The 17,618-nt window shown below is 71.3% G+C and carries 17 protein-coding genes and 1 pseudogene; 10 read left to right on the plus strand and 8 right to left on the minus strand.

The annotated features are described in order from the left end of the window. Positions 1 to 46: 46 nt before the first annotated feature. Positions 47 to 1,285, minus strand: coding sequence for an ornithine--oxo-acid transaminase (rocD, locus tag ABD879_RS06635; protein WP_345018475.1), 1,239 nt, complete (start codon positions 1,283 to 1,285; stop codon positions 47 to 49). 139 nt (positions 1,286 to 1,424) lie between these two features. On the opposite strand from rocD, the gene ABD879_RS06640 reads away from it, so the two are divergent. From ABD879_RS06640 to ABD879_RS06660, 5 genes are all read left to right on the plus strand, one after another. Further along, complete coding sequence (locus tag ABD879_RS06640; protein WP_345018477.1) at positions 1,425 to 1,904, plus strand: Lrp/AsnC family transcriptional regulator; 480 nt, start codon at positions 1,425 to 1,427, stop codon at positions 1,902 to 1,904. Between the two features lie 17 nt (positions 1,905 to 1,921). Next, positions 1,922 to 2,404 carry a ribonuclease E activity regulator RraA gene (gene rraA, locus ABD879_RS06645; RefSeq protein WP_345018479.1) on the plus strand — a complete coding sequence of 161 codons (483 nt, stop codon included), beginning with the start codon at positions 1,922 to 1,924 and terminating at the stop codon, positions 2,402 to 2,404. A 76-nt stretch (positions 2,405 to 2,480) separates the two neighbouring features. After that, positions 2,481 to 3,065, plus strand: coding sequence for a hypothetical protein (locus ABD879_RS06650; protein ID WP_345018481.1), 585 nt, complete (start codon positions 2,481 to 2,483; stop codon positions 3,063 to 3,065). Positions 3,066 to 3,200: 135 nt separating this feature from the next. Continuing rightward, positions 3,201 to 5,255 (plus strand): M6 family metalloprotease domain-containing protein, encoded by a 2,055-nt coding sequence (locus ABD879_RS06655; RefSeq protein WP_345018484.1) that lies wholly within the window; start codon positions 3,201 to 3,203, stop codon positions 5,253 to 5,255. 127 nt (positions 5,256 to 5,382) lie between these two features. Continuing rightward, complete coding sequence (locus ABD879_RS06660) at positions 5,383 to 5,991, plus strand: HD domain-containing protein (RefSeq protein WP_345018486.1); 609 nt, start codon at positions 5,383 to 5,385, stop codon at positions 5,989 to 5,991. 259 nt (positions 5,992 to 6,250) lie between these two features. On the opposite strand, the gene ABD879_RS06665 is transcribed toward ABD879_RS06660, so the two are convergent. From ABD879_RS06665 to ABD879_RS06685, 5 genes and pseudogenes are all read right to left on the minus strand, one after another. Then, positions 6,251 to 6,508, minus strand: coding sequence for a DUF397 domain-containing protein (locus ABD879_RS06665; RefSeq protein ID WP_345018487.1), 258 nt, complete (start codon positions 6,506 to 6,508; stop codon positions 6,251 to 6,253). Between the two features lie 117 nt (positions 6,509 to 6,625). Continuing rightward, positions 6,626 to 6,760, minus strand: a pseudogene (locus ABD879_RS06670) (DUF397 domain-containing protein); the annotation flags it as partial. A 325-nt stretch (positions 6,761 to 7,085) separates the two neighbouring features. Then, positions 7,086 to 7,853 carry a hypothetical protein gene (locus tag ABD879_RS06675; protein ID WP_345018488.1) on the minus strand — a complete coding sequence of 256 codons (768 nt, stop codon included), beginning with the start codon at positions 7,851 to 7,853 and terminating at the stop codon, positions 7,086 to 7,088. Positions 7,854 to 7,858: 5 nt separating this feature from the next. After that, positions 7,859 to 8,614, minus strand: coding sequence for a hypothetical protein (locus ABD879_RS06680; RefSeq protein ID WP_345018489.1), 756 nt, complete (start codon positions 8,612 to 8,614; stop codon positions 7,859 to 7,861). Then, complete coding sequence (locus ABD879_RS06685) at positions 8,608 to 9,201, minus strand: hypothetical protein (RefSeq protein ID WP_345018491.1); 594 nt, start codon at positions 9,199 to 9,201, stop codon at positions 8,608 to 8,610. Before ABD879_RS06685 ends, ABD879_RS06680 begins: the two co-directional genes overlap by 7 nt. A gap of 149 nt (positions 9,202 to 9,350) precedes the next feature. Here ABD879_RS06685 and ABD879_RS06690 point away from each other — a divergent pair, with 149 nt between their 5' ends. The 4 genes from ABD879_RS06690 (at position 9,351) to ABD879_RS06705 (ending at position 12,923) form a co-directional block, all read left to right on the plus strand. Continuing rightward, positions 9,351 to 10,238 (plus strand): ABC transporter ATP-binding protein, encoded by an 888-nt coding sequence (locus tag ABD879_RS06690; RefSeq protein ID WP_345018493.1) that lies wholly within the window; start codon positions 9,351 to 9,353, stop codon positions 10,236 to 10,238. Beyond that, the gene (locus ABD879_RS06695; protein ID WP_345018495.1) at positions 10,235 to 11,014 is read left to right on the plus strand and encodes an ABC transporter permease; all 780 of its coding nucleotides are present in this window, start codon (positions 10,235 to 10,237) and stop codon (positions 11,012 to 11,014) included. Before ABD879_RS06690 ends, ABD879_RS06695 begins: the two co-directional genes overlap by 4 nt. 68 nt (positions 11,015 to 11,082) lie before the next feature. Further along, positions 11,083 to 12,027: a zinc-binding dehydrogenase gene (locus tag ABD879_RS06700; protein ID WP_345018497.1), complete on the plus strand. Its 945-nt coding sequence runs from the start codon at positions 11,083 to 11,085 to the stop codon at positions 12,025 to 12,027. After that, a complete protein-coding gene (locus ABD879_RS06705; RefSeq protein WP_345018499.1) occupies positions 12,027 to 12,923 on the plus strand; it encodes an LLM class flavin-dependent oxidoreductase in 897 nt (298 codons plus the stop codon). Before ABD879_RS06700 ends, ABD879_RS06705 begins: the two co-directional genes overlap by 1 nt. Here the strand turns inward: ABD879_RS06705 and ABD879_RS06710 are convergent. Next, positions 12,913 to 14,091, minus strand: coding sequence for an alpha/beta hydrolase family protein (locus ABD879_RS06710; RefSeq protein WP_345018501.1), 1,179 nt, complete (start codon positions 14,089 to 14,091; stop codon positions 12,913 to 12,915). The two genes, ABD879_RS06705 and ABD879_RS06710, sit on opposite strands and share 11 nt — an antisense overlap. 19 nt (positions 14,092 to 14,110) lie before the next feature. Beyond that, positions 14,111 to 14,644 carry a riboflavin biosynthesis intermediates N-glycosidase gene (gene ybiA, locus ABD879_RS06715; RefSeq protein ID WP_345018503.1) on the minus strand — a complete coding sequence of 178 codons (534 nt, stop codon included), beginning with the start codon at positions 14,642 to 14,644 and terminating at the stop codon, positions 14,111 to 14,113. 120 nt (positions 14,645 to 14,764) lie between these two features. Here ybiA and ABD879_RS06720 point away from each other — a divergent pair, with 120 nt between their 5' ends. Continuing rightward, the gene (locus ABD879_RS06720; RefSeq protein ID WP_345018505.1) at positions 14,765 to 17,614 is read left to right on the plus strand and encodes a TNT domain-containing protein; all 2,850 of its coding nucleotides are present in this window, start codon (positions 14,765 to 14,767) and stop codon (positions 17,612 to 17,614) included. Positions 17,615 to 17,618 lie beyond the last annotated feature (4 nt).

Genomic DNA, 17,618 nt, shown 5'->3' on the forward strand with positions numbered 1-17,618 from the left:
CCCACGCCGTTGTGGGAAGCCCTCGTCGAGCTCTCGGGCTACGCCGTCACGCCTGCGCGACCGCCTCGCGGGCCGCATCGGAAGCGGGGGAGGCGGCGGACAGGGCCTCGGCCACCCGGTCCAGGGCCCGGTCGAGGTCCGCGCGTTCGATCACCAGCGGCGGCGCCAGCCGCAGCGTGGTGTCGTGGGTCTCCTTGGCCAGCACGCCCAGCTCCATCAGGCGCTCGGTGACGGGCCGCGCCTTGCCGCGCAGCTCCACGCCCGCCCACAGGCCGCGCCCGCGCACCTGGCGCACCACGTCGGACGGCAGCTCGCCGAGCCGCCGGTGCATGTGGGCGCCCAGCTCGCGGGAGCGCTCCTGGTACTCGCCGGTCCGCAGCATGGCGATCACCTCCCGGGCGACCGCGCAGGCCAGCGGGTTGCCGCCGAAGGTGGAGCCGTGCTGGCCGGGCCGGAACACCCCGAGCACGTCGGCGTCGGCCACCACCGCCGACACCGGCAGCAGGCCGCCGCCCAGCGCCTTGCCCAGCAGGTACATGTCCGGGACGACGTTCTCGTGCTCGACGGCGAACGTGGTGCCGGTGCGGCCCAGCCCCGACTGGATCTCGTCGGCGATCATCAGCGCGCCGAACTCGGTGCACAGCTCGCGCACCGCGGTCAGGAACCCGCTGGGCGGCACGTTCACCCCGGCCTCGCCCTGGATCGGCTCGATCAGCACGCCCACCGTGGTGTCGTCCATGGCCGCGCGCAGCGCCGCCGCGTCGCCGTACGGGACGGTGCGGAAGCCGGGCGTGTACGGGCCGTAGGAGTTCTTCGCCTCCGGGTCGGTGGAGAAGCTGATGATCGTGGTCGTCCGGCCGTGGAAGTTGCCCTCGAACGTGATGATCGTGGCCTCGTCGGCGGGCACGCCGCGCACCTCGTAGCCCCATTTGCGGGCGGTCTTGAGCGCGGTCTCCACCGCCTCGGCGCCGCTGTTCATCGGCAGCACCATGTCCTTGCCGCACAGCTCGGCCAGCTCCGCCGCGAACGGCCCGAACTGGTCGTGGTCGAAGGCCCGGCTGACCAGCGTCACCCGCTCCAGCTGCCGGGTGAGCGCGGCCACCAGCCGCGGATTGCGGTGCCCGAAGTTGACCGCGGAGTACGCCGCCAGCATGTCCAGATAGCGGCGGCCCTCCACGTCGGTGACCCACGCCCCCTCGGCCTCGGCGATGACGACCGGCAGCGGGTGGTAGGTGTGCGCGCCGTGCTCCTCGGACAGGGCCCGCAGCCGTTCGGTACGAGACACGCAGCCTCCTCAAACGAAGCGGTGTGGACACGATGCGGCATGCCGGGGCGCCGGACGGTGGCCGGCGTTCCCCTTACAGCGTATGTTCGGGAGCAGGGCGCCGACTATTGAAGAAAGTGCACTTCAAGGGAGATATTCGTTGCGTCTTGACGAGATCGACCGGCGAATCGTTGCGCAGCTGCTGGAGAACGGCCGCGCTTCGTACGCGCAGATCGGCACCGCGGTGGGCCTGTCCGCGCCGGCGGTGAAGCGGCGGGTCGACCGGCTGCGCGCGGACGGCGTGATCACCGGGTTCTCCGCGGTGGTGGACCCGGCCGCGCTGGGCTGGACCACCGAGGCGTTCATCGAGATCTTCTGCACCGGGGCGACCTCCCCGGAGGAGATCTACGCCAGCATCCGCAACCATCCGGAGGTCGTCGCCGCCTACACCGTCAGCGGCGACGCCAGCGCGCTGGTGCACGTGCGCGCCCGCGACATCCAGCACCTGGAGCAGGCCCTGGAGCGGCTGCGCCGGGAGGACAACATCACCGCCACCAAGACCGCGATCGTGCTGTCCCGGCTGATCGGCCGGCCCACCGACTCCCCCGAACGACCCGGGCGTCCGGCGTCGCGGTACTGACCGATAGGCTCCCCGGCATGGAGTTCGCGACCGCCGACCTGATCGACGACTTCGGGGACGAGCTGCGCAGCTGCGAGACGCAGTTCCGCCAGTACGGGGGCCGCACCGCGTTCGCGGGCCCGGTGGCGACGGTGCGCTGCCTGCGCGACAACGGCCTGGTCAAGCAGCTGCTGAACAGCCCCGGCGAGGGGCGCGTGCTGGTGGTGGACGGCGCCGGCTCGCTGGCGACGGCCCTGATGGGCGACATGATCGCCGGGGCGGCGGTGCACAACGGCTGGTCCGGCGTGGTGATCAACGGCGCGGTGCGCGACGTCGCCGCCCTGCGCACGCTGGACCTGGGCGTCAAGGCCCTGGGCTCCAACCCGCGCAAGAGCGCCAAGGACGCGGCGGGCGAGGTAGACGTCCCGGTGGCGTTCGGCGGCGTGGAGTTCCGCCCGGGCGACTGGCTCTACAGCGACGAGGACGGCATCGTCCTGGCCACCCGCGACCTGCTGTCCTAGGACCGGCCCGGCTCCCGGCCGGGGCGGGGTCCCGCCGGACCGGAACGGAATGGACCGTTCCCGCCTCTAACCGGGCATGACAGTGATCAAGGCGGTGCGTGCCGAGCCCGGCGGGCGCGTGGTGCTTGCGTTCACCTCCGACGGCTACGCGGCCGACGGCGAGTCCTGGAGCGACCGGTTGGAGCGCTGGGGCGCCCGGCTGTTCGGCACCAAGAAGCTGTTCATCGCACTCGGACTGGCGGTCCTGACGTCCCTGCCCGCCGGGGCCGCCATACGCATCCTGGGCGAATCGGACGCCGTCATCCTCGCCGCCGGCGCCGTGCCCCTGCTGCTGTTCCTGTACTTCCTCGTCGGCCTCCTGCTGCACACCGCCGTCGAGGCGCTCGCCTACGTGCTGGCCCTCGTGTCGCTGCCGTTCCTGCTGATCCCTTCGTACCGGCGGTGGCTGTTCCGGAAGAAGCCGCCGGTGCGGGAGCGGCCCGGGTTCGTGCACGCCGGGTGGGTCGGGCAGGCGCAGGCCGTCCGCGACGGCACCGGGGCGGCGGTGTCGCTGTACTTCACCAACGGTGCGCGGGTCCGGTACACGGCGGACGGCGCGGCGGGCCGGGACCTGGTCGCCCAGTTCCAGCGCCTGCTCGGCGCCCGGATGATCATCCACTGACCGTTTCCGTCCCGGCTCGGCGGAGATGCTGGCGTGAGCTGCCAGGCCGCCCCGGACAAGATCGTCTAAGTCGGCCGTTGTCTCATGATCGACACGTCTTTACCGTCTCAGCGACCTTTGAGAGACAGGGGAGACATGCTCGTCCGAAACAGACTCATGGTGTCCGCCGCGGCGGGGCTGGCGCTGGCGACCGTCCTGGCGGCGGCGCCCGCCGCGGCGCAACCGCGGCCGCGCATACCCGAGCCGACCGCCAACCCCTGGCAGATGCGCCACTGGCCGAAGACCCAGCCGTGGCAGGAGAGCCAGCGCATCCGCACCTTCGCGGCCGGGCAGCCGCGGCCGATCGACCCGCAGGACTACGAGCTTCCCGACACCATGACCTGGGACGACTACAAACCCGTCCCCGGCACGAACTGGGCCGACCCGTCGCGCAAGGGCTCGGTGAAGAACTTCAAGGGCGCCGTCGTGCTGGTCGACTACCCCGACCAGCCGTTCGCGGTGACCCAGCCGAAGAACTCCACCATCTTCGGCAACCCGACCCTCGTCGGGAACGTCCCGCGCGACCAGGTCGCCCGGTTCTACCAGGACTTCCTCAACAAGCCGCAGGCCCTCAACCGCGGGCACACCCTGCACGAGTACTGGATGGAGGACTCCGGCGGACGGTACGGCGTCGACCTGACCGCGTTCGGCGCCTACCGGATGCCCGGCAAGTCCCACGAATACGGCATCGACTCCTTCCAGGGCGGCACCGGCTGCCCCACCGGCGACACCTGCGGCCGCGACATCCGCCGCGACGCCCGCGCCGCCTGGGTCGCCGACGTCGGCGAGGCCAAGGCCGCCGAGTTCGACTTCGTCTTCTACCTGTCGGCCGGGCAGGACGAGTCGTCCACCTGGCAGGAGTTCGGGCAGATGAAGTTCGCCTCCAAGGAGGAGGTCCCGCCCGAATGGGGCCCGCGGGACGCGAACCTGCCCAACTGGGTGAAGACCCGCTACGTCGACTGGACCTCCTGGGCCGCCGGCTCCACCATCTGGCCGAACGCGGTCACCGGCAGCTCCACGCAGGCGGAGAGCTCCGGCATGGGCGTGTTCGCCCACGAGTTCAGCCACATCCTCGGCATCGGCGACAACTACAACAACCCGTACGGCAACCCGCCGCGCCGCTCCTACTCGGGCCCGTGGGAGATGCTCAGCCGCGGCTCGTTCAACGGCCCCGGCGGCCCGCACAGCCGGTGGACCATCCCGGCCACCAGCGGCGGCTCCATGGGCGCCCAGCACATGCTGCGCAACAAGCTCAAGCTCGGCATCGTCGACGAGTCCAAGGTGCTGCAGACCAGCCGCGAGGCCCTCGCCGCGTCCGGCGTCGTCGTCGCCAAGGTGACGGCCCGCGCCGCCCAGCCCGGCAAGAACGCGCTGGCGGGCATCAACCTCAAGCTCGGCGCGGGCGGTGACAAGAGCCCCGCCTGCGACACCGCCACCGACCCGCTGTGCGACGGCGGCGGCTACGACAACTACACCGTCGAGGTCGTCGACCGCATGGGCTTCGACTCCTTCACCCCCGACTCCGGCGTCCTGCTCGCCAAGACCAAGGACCGCGACAGCGCCCCGTTCATCTGGGTGAAGGACGCCAACCCGCAGGACATCGACAAGGTCGATTTCGTCCTGCCCGACGGGCAGCCGCAGAAGATGACGATCGGCGACTACCGCCAGCTGTCGGACGCGCTGTTCCACGCCGGCACCGACTCCGGCAGCGAGTACGAGTACGTCGACGAGGCCAACCGCCTGCACTTCTACGTCCTCGACCTCGAACGCGACGCCAAGGGCGTGCTGTCCTACACCGTCGCGATCCGCTCCCTGGACGGCGCCGGCCCGGCCCGCCGCGGCGTCCGCCTGAACCCCGCCGCGGCCCGCTCCGCCGGCTCCGGCTGGGTCAAGTGCACGCTGACGCTGCGCAACACCGGCAAGGGCGGCACCGGCTACAGCGCGGCCGACGTCTACCGCCTGAAGGCCGACGCCAAGGGCTGGCGGACCTGGCTGCCGAACGCCCTGGCCACCGCCAAGGTCGGCGGCACCACCACCGTGGACGTCTGGGCCAAGCCGTCGAACGGCGCCCGCAAGGGCGACGTGAAGGTGACCGCCACGTCCGAAAGCGACACCACCAAGACCGACACCGCCACCTGCCGGATCCGCTGAGCCCAGATGCGCCCGAGGCGGCGGGGCGTTCCCCGCCGCCTCGGGCGCCTCCTTACACTCGGACCGTGAAGCTGCGCCTGCCGGTCGTCCCCGCACGGGACACCTCCCGCCCGGACACGGTCATCCCATGACGCCTTCCACGCGCATCCCCTCGGACCAGGAGATCCGTGCCCTGCACGAGAAGTACGCCCCGACACCCGAAGCGTTCGAGCTCGTCTACACGCACTGCCGGATCGTGTGCGAACTGGCGGAACAGCTCCTCACGCGGCGGCGCCTCGACGTCGACGCCGACCTTGTGCGCGCCGGCTGCCTGCTGCACGACATCGGCGTCTACCTGCTCTACACCCCGTCCGGGGAACTCGACCACGCCGGCTACATCCGCCACGGCGTCCTCGGCCACGACCTCCTGCGCGACCTCGGCTTCCCCGAGTCCCTCTGCCGCTTCTGCTCCTGCCACACCGGCGTCGGCGTGACCCGCGAGGACGTCCGCGCTCAGTCCCTGCCCATCCCGGAAGCCGACTACGTGGCCGAGACCGCCGAAGAGGAACTCGTCATGTACGCCGACAAGTTCCACAGCAAGACGACGCCCCCGACGTTCGTCACCCCCGCCACCTTCACCGAGAAGATCCGCCGCTTCGGCGGCGACAAGGTCCAGAAGTTCTCCCGGCTACGCGCCCACTACGGCGACCCCGACCTGACCGAGCTGGCCACCACCTACAACCACCCCATCACCTGACCCCGCGGCACACCGACACCACGAACACGCGCCGCTGGTCGCCACATGCAGACGGCTCGGGGGCGGAGCCGCCGCACGGACGCGGCCGACGTGGTGCGCACCGGCGTCGTGGAGGCGTCCTGTATCGACCAACCCGTCGGCGACCAGTGGCTGCCCGCTCTCTGAGACGGAGAACGGGGTGGCGCCTCGCACGCGAGCGCATGCTGCCCGACCTGGTGCCCCACCACGCGCCATGCACGGCGCGCGGCCGGGGTTGCGCCTACCTCAGGTTATGGACCGCGCTTGGCCGCCTAATGAATGCGGCACACTCATCCGAGCCGAACAGCAGCAGCCGACCACCCGGGTTCTTCGGGTCCCGTACGGCCCCCAGAGGGTGAACGGCCGCAACCTCGACGCAGTCGCCGTTTCCTCCACTGCGGGAGCTATCCCGCCACTCGCCACGGGCAGCGGCCACAGGGGCGGCAGCGGCGACTTCGACGCAGTCGCCATTCCTCCGCTGCGGCAGCTCTTCCGCCATGTGGCACGGGACAGGTCGGTACCGGTCGTCTCGCGTCGCCTCGTGGCTAAGACTTGATCGGTTGTCTCACCTGGTGACCTGCCGCCCTCCATACAGGACGCCACGGCTGCGGCTGTGTTACCTCAGGTCGTGGCGGCCGCGCTTGGCGGCCGTGATGAAGGCAGTCCACTCGTCCGAGGTGAACAGCAGTGGTCGAGCGCCCGGGTCCTTCGAGTCCCGTATGGCCACCGCGGGGTAGACGGCCGCTATTTCGACGCAGTTGCCGTTCTAGCCGCTGTAGGAGCTCTTCCGCTACCTAGCGCGGGACACGTCGGATCCGGTCACTTCCGTACCTCCTTCTGGTTGCTGCTCAATGGATCGCATCTGCCACACGTTGGATGAGCTCAACCGAAAGATCCGAGTGTAGGGCAGCCGCAAGCAACCGGTCAAATGGAATCGTATTGACGGCACGTTCGCCAGCCGCCTGGTTCTGCGCCGGCATGACGTACCCTGTGCGCTGGCCCCAAGTTCCGCCCGATCCACAACATCTGGGAAACCATCACGGCTGCGGTGGAAACCGGGCTGGCGTGTGTGCCTGTCAGCCGATCTTTTGTAGCTGCTTGGTCAGGATTTCGGTGGCTTCCTTGCTGATGGAGTCGCCGGACTTGCCAGGAGGTAGCCGCTTCCAGTAGATCGACGCGATCAATGCGTTTCCTCGGATGCCGTAGTCTATGGCGGAGCTGAGTGTGTTGGATTTGCCGGCGGCCTTCGCCGTTTTCTCGAGGGAGGACCGCAGCAGCCGCCATCCTGTAATGGAGTCCTCGCGCATCGACCAAGTGTAATCGTAGCCCAGGCGGATACGGTTCTCGGAAACCCTTTCGGAATCGACGTGTCCTTTTGTTGGGCATTTGTGTGCCGCCGTCCGGATTTTGTCGAATTCCCGCTGGGCGGATGCGGCATCGTCGTAGACGGCAGCGAACTGCGCGTACCGGGTCGCGTAGAGGCTGCTGGTGTCCGCGAACTGCCGAACGCTCGACCATTGAGGTTCGGCCACTCTTACGGAAGAGTCCGAGCAGGTAGGCACGCTTTGCTTGGAGAGCCCCTGGAAGTTGATACTCCTGCTGCGCAGGTTTTTGTCGATGTCCTGAGGGGGTAGCAGGGAAGACTTCAATTGCGCCTTGGTGTAGGTCGGGGCGGATGGGGACGCCGTGGACGGCGGTGCTGGCGTTTTGGGCGCAGCCTCGGGTCCGTCGCCACCGCAACCAGCGGTCGCTCCAGCGAGCAGAGCGGACATTACGAGCAGACTTGCCTGCGCGTGTGCCGACACGATGATGGCGCCTTTCCGAAGTCGTCCCTGCTCTCTCATCCTCGCTACCGCGGACGGGTGCTGGTCTGGATTTCCTCGACGACGAGCGGGGTGGTGGAAGAGCTGGTCATGTTCGGCAGCGTGCCGGCCTGCTGGCCGGGGTCACACGCCCCTTCACATGTCCAGGACACAGTCCAGTTGATCGTGGCGGTGATCTGGTAGCGGCCGCCGGGTTGGTTCGCCGACGAGCGGTTATAGGTGTAGCCGCATTCGGTCCCGTTCGGCGATCCCGCCGATCCGCAGGTGATGGTGCGCTCCCCCGTGTTCCAGGTCACCGACTGGGGAGTGGCCGTGGCCGTAACCACCTGATCGGGGACTGCGGCCTTGGCCGTCCGAGGGGTGAAGCTCCCCGAATCGATCCACAGGGACGTGAAAGCCCGCACATAGGTCTTTGGGCTGGGGGCCGTGTGGATCGTCGGTGAGGGAAGTGTCAGGTCGTCCGTTGCCGATTCGACCACAGTCTGCGTTGGAATGTGAGGAATTGGGGCGGCCTCTTCCTCGGGCTCCGTGCAGAAAAAGTCGTTGCTGTCCTCGGGGCAGGCGATGTCGGGTTGTTCGACAAGCTCGTCGTCGGTGCTGCCGCCGCCTCCTGAGCCGCCGCGGCCGGGGATGGTGCGCTCGCCGTTCGCGGTGCATTTGACCTTCTTGCCGCCGACGCAGGGGGCCGCTTCGGCGGTCGCGGGGAACAGCAGGAGGGTGCCCGCCGACAGCAGTGCGAGGGAGAGGGGCGTGCTCGCCAGTCTCACCGGTGTGTTCAGCATTCTTTTCCCTGGGTCGCCTTGGAAGCCTTCCAGGTCCCCCCTTCGAACTTCATGATGACCTGGTAGAGGAAGGTCCCGCCTTCGTAGCCGCTGAGCCGTTTGCCGGTCTTGGCGGAGTACCGGTAGGCGGCGAGCGTCCGCACGCAGTCCAGCACGGCCACCTGGGAGCCGTCCTTCGTACGGCCCTGGATCTTCGGGTTGAGGGCGTTGGTGAAGCGCCAGATCTCGCCCTTCGACCTGGTCTGCTCGACGTCCCGGGTGATGGAGGTGAGGAGGGGGTCGGTGGCGACGGCGGCGAGCGGGGTGGGGTCGTTGGTCGCGTAGACCTGCTTGTAGACGCGCTGGTACTCGCGGTAGCGCTGCAGGACGTCCTGGTCGACCTGGGCGGTGGGGAGGGCCGACGGCGGCGTGGCGGCCGTGGTGGCGGGTGCGGCGGCGCCGCCGAAGGTTCCGCTCGGTTTGAACGCGCCGCCGGAGGACGAGCCGCCGCAGGAGGCCGTCGCGGCGATCGCGGTGAGGGCGACGGCGAGGCGTGCGCGGCGGGCGGGCCCGGAGCCGGGACGCAGGCCAATCAACCGGGCGCTCATCGCCATCCCTGATCAACAGCCGACAACGGGATCGAGTACGGCCGCAAGCTTACAGAGGTGCCTGTGGCGAGAAAAGAGCCTCGTGGTCAGAGTCAGGGGCGCCGATTCGCCGAATGCGGGGGGATTGACGCGACTGGCACGATGTGTCCGTGATCGTGGTAGAGGAACTGACCAAGACGTTCGGAACGGTCCGGGCCGTGGACGGGGTGAGCTTTTCGGCCCGGCCGGGGGAGGTGACGGGTTTTCTCGGACCGAACGGGGCGGGGAAGACGACGACGCTCCGGATGATGCTCGGGCTGGTGACGCCCACGTCCGGGCAGGCGCTCATCAACGGGCGCAGGTACGTCGACCTGGAACGTCCCGTGGTGGAGGTGGGGGCGGCGCTGGAGGCCACCGGGTTCAACCCGGGGCGCAGCGCACGCGACCATCTGAGGATCGCGTGCACGGCGGCGGGACTGCCGACGCGGCGGGCGGACGAAGCCCTGGAGGCGACCGGGCTCAAGGAGGCGGCCGACCGCAGGGTGCTGGGGTTCTCACTCGGCATGCGGCAGCGGCTGGCGCTGGCGGAGGCGACCCTGGGCGAGCCGCGCGTGCTGATTCTGGACGAGCCCGCCAACGGTCTCGACCCCGCCGGGATCCGCTGGCTGCGCGACTTCCTCAGGCACCTGGCCGACATCGGCTGCACCGTCCTGGTGTCGAGCCATGTGCTGGCCGAGGTGGAGCAGGTCGCCGACCACGTGGTGATCGTCGCGCGGGGCCGGGTGCTGCGCGACGCGCCGCTGGCCGAGCTGGTCCGCGGCGGCGAGCTGAAGGTGGGCACGCGGCAGCCGGAGCAGCTGCGGCGGGCGCTGGAGGAGGCGGGCGCCGCCGTCCGGTTCGAGGACGACCGGCTCTGGGTGAGCGGGGTGGACGCCGAACAGGTCGGGCGCGCGGCGCTGGACGCCGGGGCGGTGCTGACGGAGCTGGTGGAGGAGCGGTCCGGGCTGGAGCACGTCTTCCTGGAGCTGACCCGGGCGGAGATGGGGGAGGCGGGATGATCCGGCTGATCCAGGCGGAGCTGCTGAAGATCCGGTCCACCCGGATGTGGCTGGGCATGCTCGGCCTCAGCGTGGGGTTCGCGTTGATGGGGCTGGCGTTCTACATCGCGCTGGCGGGCGTCGAGATCGACGGGCGCGAGGCGCTGCCGCCGGTCACCGACCCCGACACCGTGCGCGCCTTCTACGCCAACGCCAGCGGCGGCGTGCTGTTCATGATGATCCTCGGCATCATCGGCATCACCGGCGAGTACCGGCACGGGACGATCACCCAGGCGTTCCTGGTCACGCCGCGGCGGGGCCGGGTGCTGGCGGCCAAGCTGGTGTCCTACTTCCTGTTCGGGCTGGCCTTCGGGCTGGCGACGGTGCTGGCGACGGTGGCGGTGGCGCTGCCCGCGCTGGCGATCCGGGGCGGCTCGACCTCGCTGCTCGACAACGACGTGCCGACGATCCTCGGCGGGACGGTGCTGGCCATGGGCCTGTACGCGCTCGTCGGGCTGGGGCTGGGCGCGCTGATCCGCAACCAGATCGCGGCGATCCTGGTGGCGGTCGGCTGGGTGCAGCTCGTGGAGGCGATCCTGACGGTCGCGCTGCCGCAGGTGGGGCAGTGGCTCCCCGCCGGGGCGGTGCGCGCGATCACGCGGACGACCGGCGGCTTCGGCGGCATGGGCGAGTTGGACACGCTGCCCGCCTGGGGCGGCACGCTGGTGCTGGTCGCCTACGGGCTGGTGTTCGCGGTGATCGCGATGGTCACCACGGTCCGCCGCGACATCTCCTGAGTTGACCTGCAGCGCACTTGAGGTTGCACCCTCGTCGGGACGATGTTCCCGAAGTGAAGGGGCCGACTGTGCGAGCGGTGTGGTTGAAGGAGTTCGGCGGGCCCGAGGTGCTCGTCGCCGGTGACGCGCCGGATCCCGCGGCGGGGCCGGGGCAGGCGGTCGTCGACGTGGCGTTCGCCAACATCACCTTTGTGGAGACGCAGTTCCGCGCGACCGGCAACGGGCCGTTCAAGGCGCAGCTGCCGATGATCCCCGGCAACGGTGTCGGCGGTGTCGTGTCGGCGGTGGGCGACGGTGTGGACCCGGGGCTGGTGGGCAAGCGGGTGGTGACCGCCACCGGTGGTTCGGGCGGCTACGCCGAGCGGGCCGCCGTGGACGCGGCGGGCCTGTACCTGGTGCCCGACGCGCTGGAGTTGGACGCGGCGGTCGCGCTGCTGGCCGACGGGCGTACCGCCACGTTGCAGCTGCGGGCCGCCGCGCCGCGTGCGGGGGAGCGCGTGCTGGTGGAGGCGGCCGCGGGAGGCGTCGGGTCGCTGCTGGTGCAGCTCGCCAAGGCGGCCGGGGCGACGGTCGTCGCGGCGGCGGGCGGTCCGCGCAAGTTGGAGGTGGCACGGGAGCTGGGCGCCGACGAGACCGTCGACTACCTGGAGCCGGATTGGACCGGGGGCGTCGACGGGGTGGACGTCGTCTTCGACGGCGTCGGCGGCGCCGTGGGGCGCGCCGCGTTCCGGCTGCTGCGCCCGGGGGGACGCATGGTCAGCTACGGCCTGGCCAGCGGCGAGTGGGCCGGCGTGTCCGAGGAGGAGGCGGCCGAGCGCGGTGTGACGCTGGTCAAGCCGGAGGTGACGCCCGAGCTGCTGCGCGAGAGCACCGAGAGCGCGCTCGCCGAGGCCGCCGCCGGGCGGCTGCGTCCGTTGATCGGCCAGCGGTTCCCGCTCGAACGTGCCGCCGACGCGCACGCGGCCATCGAGGCGCGCGCGACCGTCGGCAAGACTCTGCTGGAGGTGCGGTGATGGAACAGCTCAAGGTGGGCGTCGGACTGTCGTCGGCGAACCCGCGGGACGCCGCGGCGGTCGTCCCGCAGGCCCGGCGCGCCGAGGAGGTCGGACTGGAGTCGCTGTGGTCGGGGGACCACCTGATCGCGGCCAAGCCGTTCCTCGACAGCACGCTGCGGCTGGCCGCGGCCGCGGCCGCCACCGAGCGCATCAAGCTCGGCTTCGGCGTGATGGTGCTGGCGCTGCGTCCCGTCGCATGGGCGGCCAAGCAGGTCGCGAGCCTGCAGCACCTGTCGGGCGGGCGGGTGCTGCTGGGCGTCGGCACCGGCGGGGCCGTGCACGGTGACGCGGCATGGAAGGCCGTCGGCGTCCCCTACGCCGAACGCGGCAAGCGCACCGACGCGGCACTGGAGGTCCTGCCGGACCTGGTCGAGGGCAAGCCCGCGACCGTCAACGGAGAACAGGTCACGCTGGAGCCGGGCGCGCCCATGCCGCCGCTGCTCATCGGCGGCGGGTTCGGCAAGGCGACGATACGCCGAATCCTGCGGTTCGGCGGCGAGTGGTACGCGGGGTTCCCCACGCCGAGCGCCCTCAAGGACGCGGGGGCGCGGCTGGCGGAACTGGCCGCCGAACAGGGCCGCCCGGCACCGAAGCTGACCGCCAGTATCAGCATCGGCCTGGGAGGCCTGCCCGCGTCCGTGGTCGACGCCCAGGTGCAGGGGCTGATGCAGTACGGCATGCCGGAAGAGGCCGCGCGCAACGCGCTGGCCGTGGGAAGCCCCGAACAGGCCGCCGAGCGCCTGGCCGCGCTGGCGGAAGCGGGGGCGCACCGCATCATCGGCCTGCCGTTCGCAGGGGACCCGCTGCGTCAGATCGAACTGCTGGGGGAGGCGGCGCGTCTGCTCACGGCTTGAGGCCGGTAACGAAGGCGTGCAGCGCGCGCTCGTAGGCGGCCGGGTCCACGTTCCACGCCTCGGTGTGGTCACCCTGGGCTCGGACGTGCGTGACCATTCCCCGGGGCGCGCGCTCGGCGAAGGCCAGTGACGGCGCGTTGTCCACCGTGGCGTCGGCGTCCGTGGTGAACAGCAGTGTCGGGGTCTTCAGGTCGGGGGCGTACCGGCGTTGGTCGTAGTCCTCCAAATCGATGCCGGTACGCCACTGCAGGATGCGCTTGGCCGCGGCCGTGACGAACCCGGGCAGGTTGCGGGCGGCGCCCTGCTTGTCGAGGGTGGCGTTCCAGTCCATCACCGGGGAGTCGAGCACCACGCCGCGGACGAACCCCGGGTCGTCGGAGTGGCGCAGGGCGGTCATCACCATCGCCCCGCCCATCGACCACCCGTACAGGACCACACCCGTGGCGCCCTGCGACCGGGCGTACGCCACGGCGGAGGCCACGTCGCGCCACTCGGTGTCGCCCAGGTGGTTGCGGTGGTCCGGTGAGCGGGGCGCCCCCACGTCGTTGCGGTAGGCGATGGACAGCATGGGCAGGCCCAGGCGGTGCACCGCGGGCATGGCCCGGAACGTCTCGGCCCTGTCGGCGTTGCGTCCGTGCACCGCGATGACCCACGTCGTCCGGTTCGTCGTACCGGGCAGGAACCACGCGGGCATCGCCCCCACCTGCGTGGGATAGGTGACGTCGCGGAACTCCAGGCCCAGGGCGCGCCGGGGATCCCCCGCGTACACCCAATGGTCGAGGTGGACGGCCAGGCCCTTGGTGAGCGTGCCCTGGGGAACCTCCGCCACGTTGCGCACGACGCTGCGCTCGTCCTGCTTTACCACCGGGCCCAGAAGGGCACGCCCGCCCTTCCACGCCAGCGCCCATGTGCCCGGCCGCACCGTGGCCTCGTCGCGGGGGAGCGTCACGGTGCCGTCCCCCACGTCCAGCACCGTCAGCGGGTACTCCCACTCGTGCGACACCTCGGTGGCGACACCGGAGAAGTACCAGCCGACCCCGCCCGTCCCCAGGCCCAGCACGACGACGACGGCCAGCAGCGCGATCAGCAGGACGCGCCCCCTGCGCCGGCGACGCGGCGGGGGAGGGGCGACGGTGGGCTCGGGGGCGGAGACGGCTTCGCTCGACACGGCACCCGACCGTATTGCCTTAGGCCGGGTGCTCTCGCAGATATTCGCGTACCTCCATCAAAGCGAAACCAAGCAGGTTGGTCCCCCGCCACTGGGACGGCCGCCGCGCCTCGGGCTGCTGCTCGCTCAGCCCGATGCCCCAGATGGCGTCCTCCGGGCTGGCCTCCACCAGCACCTTGCCCGTCGTCCCCAGCAGGAAGTCGCGAAGCCGCTCGTGGGTGCCGAACTTGGCCTTGTTGCCCGTCACGACGATGTCGTACCGGTGCTTGGCCCAGGTGTCCTCGTCGAAGTTCCTGACGCGGCGCCCCAGCGCCTTGGCCCGCCCGGGGTCGGGGTCGGCGAGGATCCGTTCGACCGCCTCGCCGTCACCGAACAGGCGCGCCTTCTCGGCCATCATGTAGTGCTCGGCCGTGGCGTAGGTGACGCCGTCGAGCGTGAAGGGCGACGGATACCACTGGCTGAGACACCCCTTGGGCTTCGTGCCGCCCCAGAACAACACGAACTCCGGAAGCTCGCCGCGTCGCTCCAGTTCGATCAACTGCTCGATCCGCATGGCCCCGAGCATCCGGCAGATGACCGTCCCCGGGCAACGCCTTTACCCGGACGTCGCTGTGGGTGCGGCCCGATACCCTGCCCGAAGTCGTGCAACGGTAGACGATGAGGGGATATGTCCGTGTCGGGTGACCGAGTGGCCGAGCTGGAAGGCCGGATCGTCGAGCTCGTCCAGCGGACGGCGCCGCCCGGATGGCGCCGCATCGACCTTCGCTGCGCGGCCACCGTGGCGGTCAGCGAGGTCACCGCCACCGTCCTCGCCGCCGACGGCACGGCCGTCCCGTCCGAGGGCGTGCCGTCCCAGCTCACCGACCTGCTGATGGAGCTGCGCCGCGCGCACTACGAACCCGGACGCGGCACCTGGTTCTCCGCGCTGTTCCTGATCGAGCCCGGCGTCGTGGAACGGCTCTACAACTGGGACTTCGACCCCCTGTGGGCCCCGCCGATCCCCGCGGAGTGCTACCAGCGCGACCAGGTCGTCATGCCGCGCGCCCCCGAGCACACGCCCGCCTGGCTGGCGGCGCGCCTGGAGGGACGCGGACCCGAGTACCGCCCCGACCCCGACCCCGAGCCGCTCAACCCCGTCCAGCAGATGCAGTTGATGACGCACGACCTGGCCATGCTGCTGGCCGACCACGCCCCGGCGCTGTGGCGTCGGCTGCACGGCTACTACCAGGCGGTGGGGGACCACGTCGAGTTCCCGCCGGTGACGGTGTTCTCCGACGACGGGACCACGCGCCCATGGACGCCGCCCGCCGCCGCCGGGGCGCTGCTGGACCGGCTGCGCGCGGGCATGTACGCGTTCGAGGGCGGCGTCTGGTCGCGTTTCGAGTTCCAGGTGCGCTTGGACAACGGCAGGGTGATCGTCGACGGGACCTACCAGCGCGACGCGGAACCCGCCTGGAACACCGAGCCCAGCGCCGACGACGTCCGCCGGGAACTGCAGCGCTTCCCCATGGAGCAGGCGCCCGACTGGATGAGCCGCCGCCTGGGCGGCGCCGCGACGCGCACGTTCCGCAAGGCCCGAGTCTTCGACCACGCCGGATCGGACGGCGCCCGGCCCTCGGTGTCCCGTCCCCCCGTGGCCCCCGACGAGGCCGAACGCCTCGCCGAGTACCTGCACAACGCGCCGCTGGTGCGGGCCGCCCGCTCCTACGCCCCCGACCAGCTCGCCCCCGAACGCGGTGACCGCGTACCGCTGACCTTCCACACCGACGGCACCTGGATCTGGGCCGGTGCCGTCGGCTACTACCTGCGCGAGCACGGTCTCCCGCCCGAACCCGACCTCGTCGCCCACATCCGCGCCCGGGGCTTCCGCGTCCCCGAGGTGGACGAACCCACCCTGCAGGCCGCCACCGCCGCCCTGTCCGGCAAGCCCGCCCCCGCGCCCTCCGCCCCGGAGCCCGCCGCGCCGCCGCCCGCTGCTGCGGACCCCGCTTCCCCTGGAGCGGCCCCGGCACCAGAGGCGACAAGCGCCCCGGACCCCGCTCCCGAAGCCGTGCCCGCCCAGGCGGCGGAAGAAGCCGCTGGGGAGGAGACCGACGGAGGCTACCGGTGGCGGACGTTCGAGCTCCGCCCCCCTGGTGAGGTGTGGGTCGCCCGGGTGCGGCGGCGGCTTGAGGAGCTCGGCGTGGACCCCGGTTCCTACCGGCTGGAGGCGACGGCCGAGGGCGCCTGGTGCCTGGTGCGGGACGGGCTGCGCTGGGCGGTGTTCCGGTACGAGGACGGCGAGCGCCGCGACGAGGCCGTCTTCGACTCCGGCCGACAGGCCGCCGCGCACCTGCTGGGCGCCCTGCTGCTCGTGCCCCAGCAGCAGGACACCCCCGACTCGCGGACGGTCCCCATGCCCCGGCCCAGCAACGCCTCTGCCCCGCCCGCCGACACGTCTGCCCCGCAGGCTGAGGACTCTCTCCCGCAGGCCGGCGTCCCGGCTCCGCCCGCCGACGTGTCCGGCCCGCAGGCCGATGCCCTGGCACCACCTGCCGGCGTCCCTGCCTCGCCCGTTGACGTGTCTGGCCCGCAGGCCGGTGTCGCCGACCCGCCCCCGCACGCCGATGTGCCCGCCCCGCAGGCCGGTGTTCCAGCTCGACCCGTCGATGTGCCTGACCCGCAGGCCGGTGTTGCGGCCCCGCCCACTGGTTCCCCGGCTCCGCCGGCTGATGCCCCTGCCTCGCCCATCGACGTGTCAGCCCCGCAGACCGATATTCCGCGCCCGCCCACCGGCGCCCCGGCCCCGCAGGCTGGTGTTCCGGTTCCGCCTGCCGATGTGGCGGGCCCTCGGGCTGGTGTCCCTGCCCCGTCTGCCGATGCGCCTGCCCCGGAGGCCGATGTCTCGGCCCCGCCTGCTGGTGCTTCTGCCCCGCAGGCTGGTGTGCCCGCCCCGCCTGCCGACGCCTTGACCCCGCCTACTGACGTGCCCGCCGCGCAGGCTGATGTCTCGGCTCCGCCTGCCAATGTCCCGGCCTCACAGGCCGGTGTCCCGAATCCGCCTGCCGACGTGTCCGCCCCGCAGGGGGGTGTCCCTGCCCCGTCTGTTGACGTTCCTGCCACGCAGGTCGATGTGCCTGCCCCGCAGGCGGTGCCGCCGACGGCTGCCGAGGCGCCGCCCACCATGGTGGAGCAGCCGTACGAACCGTTGGAGGGGGAGCCGCCGCTGAGCCTGTTCCGCGACATGCTGGAGATCGAGCTGCAGGTGGGCGACACCGTGGACCGGTTCGGAGAGGCCGACGGCAACGTCGCCTACACGGCGCGGATTCCGTTCGGGCAGCGGTCGCTGCCGCCGGACTGGGCCAACCGCCCGTACCGCCTGTACCGGGTCGAGCGGCCGGTGCGGGTGTTGTCGGGTGTCGCCATCCCCTGGTTCGACCAGCCCGGCGGAGGGAAGGCGTACGTGTTCCGGCGGCCGCTGGGGGAACTGGTCGCGGAGGGCGTCCTGGCGGAGGTGCGGGACGCCCCGCCGCCGCCCGGCTGAGCCG

This window comes from Actinomadura keratinilytica (assembly GCF_039539665.1).
Taxonomy (GTDB): domain Bacteria; phylum Actinomycetota; class Actinomycetes; order Streptosporangiales; family Streptosporangiaceae; genus Spirillospora; species Spirillospora keratinilytica.

Excerpts from the sequence above, each read along its gene's own strand:
- ABD879_RS06665 (WP_345018487.1), bottom strand. The coding sequence starts at position 6,508 with ATGGCGGAAGAGCTGCCGCAGCGGAGGAATGGCGACTGCGTCGAAGTC.
- ABD879_RS06695 (WP_345018495.1), top strand. The coding sequence starts at position 10,235 with ATGATCCGGCTGATCCAGGCGGAGCTGCTGAAGATCCGGTCCACCCGG.
- ABD879_RS06655 (WP_345018484.1), top strand. The coding sequence starts at position 3,201 with ATGCTCGTCCGAAACAGACTCATGGTGTCCGCCGCGGCGGGGCTGGCG.
- ABD879_RS06705 (WP_345018499.1), top strand. The coding sequence starts at position 12,027 with ATGGAACAGCTCAAGGTGGGCGTCGGACTGTCGTCGGCGAACCCGCGG.
- ABD879_RS06685 (WP_345018491.1), bottom strand. The coding sequence starts at position 9,201 with ATGAGCGCCCGGTTGATTGGCCTGCGTCCCGGCTCCGGGCCCGCCCGC.
- rraA (WP_345018479.1), top strand. The coding sequence starts at position 1,922 with ATGGAGTTCGCGACCGCCGACCTGATCGACGACTTCGGGGACGAGCTG.
- ABD879_RS06650 (WP_345018481.1), top strand. The coding sequence starts at position 2,481 with ATGACAGTGATCAAGGCGGTGCGTGCCGAGCCCGGCGGGCGCGTGGTG.
- ABD879_RS06660 (WP_345018486.1), top strand. The coding sequence starts at position 5,383 with ATGACGCCTTCCACGCGCATCCCCTCGGACCAGGAGATCCGTGCCCTG.
- ABD879_RS06675 (WP_345018488.1), bottom strand. The coding sequence starts at position 7,853 with ATGAGAGAGCAGGGACGACTTCGGAAAGGCGCCATCATCGTGTCGGCA.
- ABD879_RS06680 (WP_345018489.1), bottom strand. The coding sequence starts at position 8,614 with ATGCTGAACACACCGGTGAGACTGGCGAGCACGCCCCTCTCCCTCGCA.
- ybiA (WP_345018503.1), bottom strand. The coding sequence starts at position 14,644 with ATGCGGATCGAGCAGTTGATCGAACTGGAGCGACGCGGCGAGCTTCCG.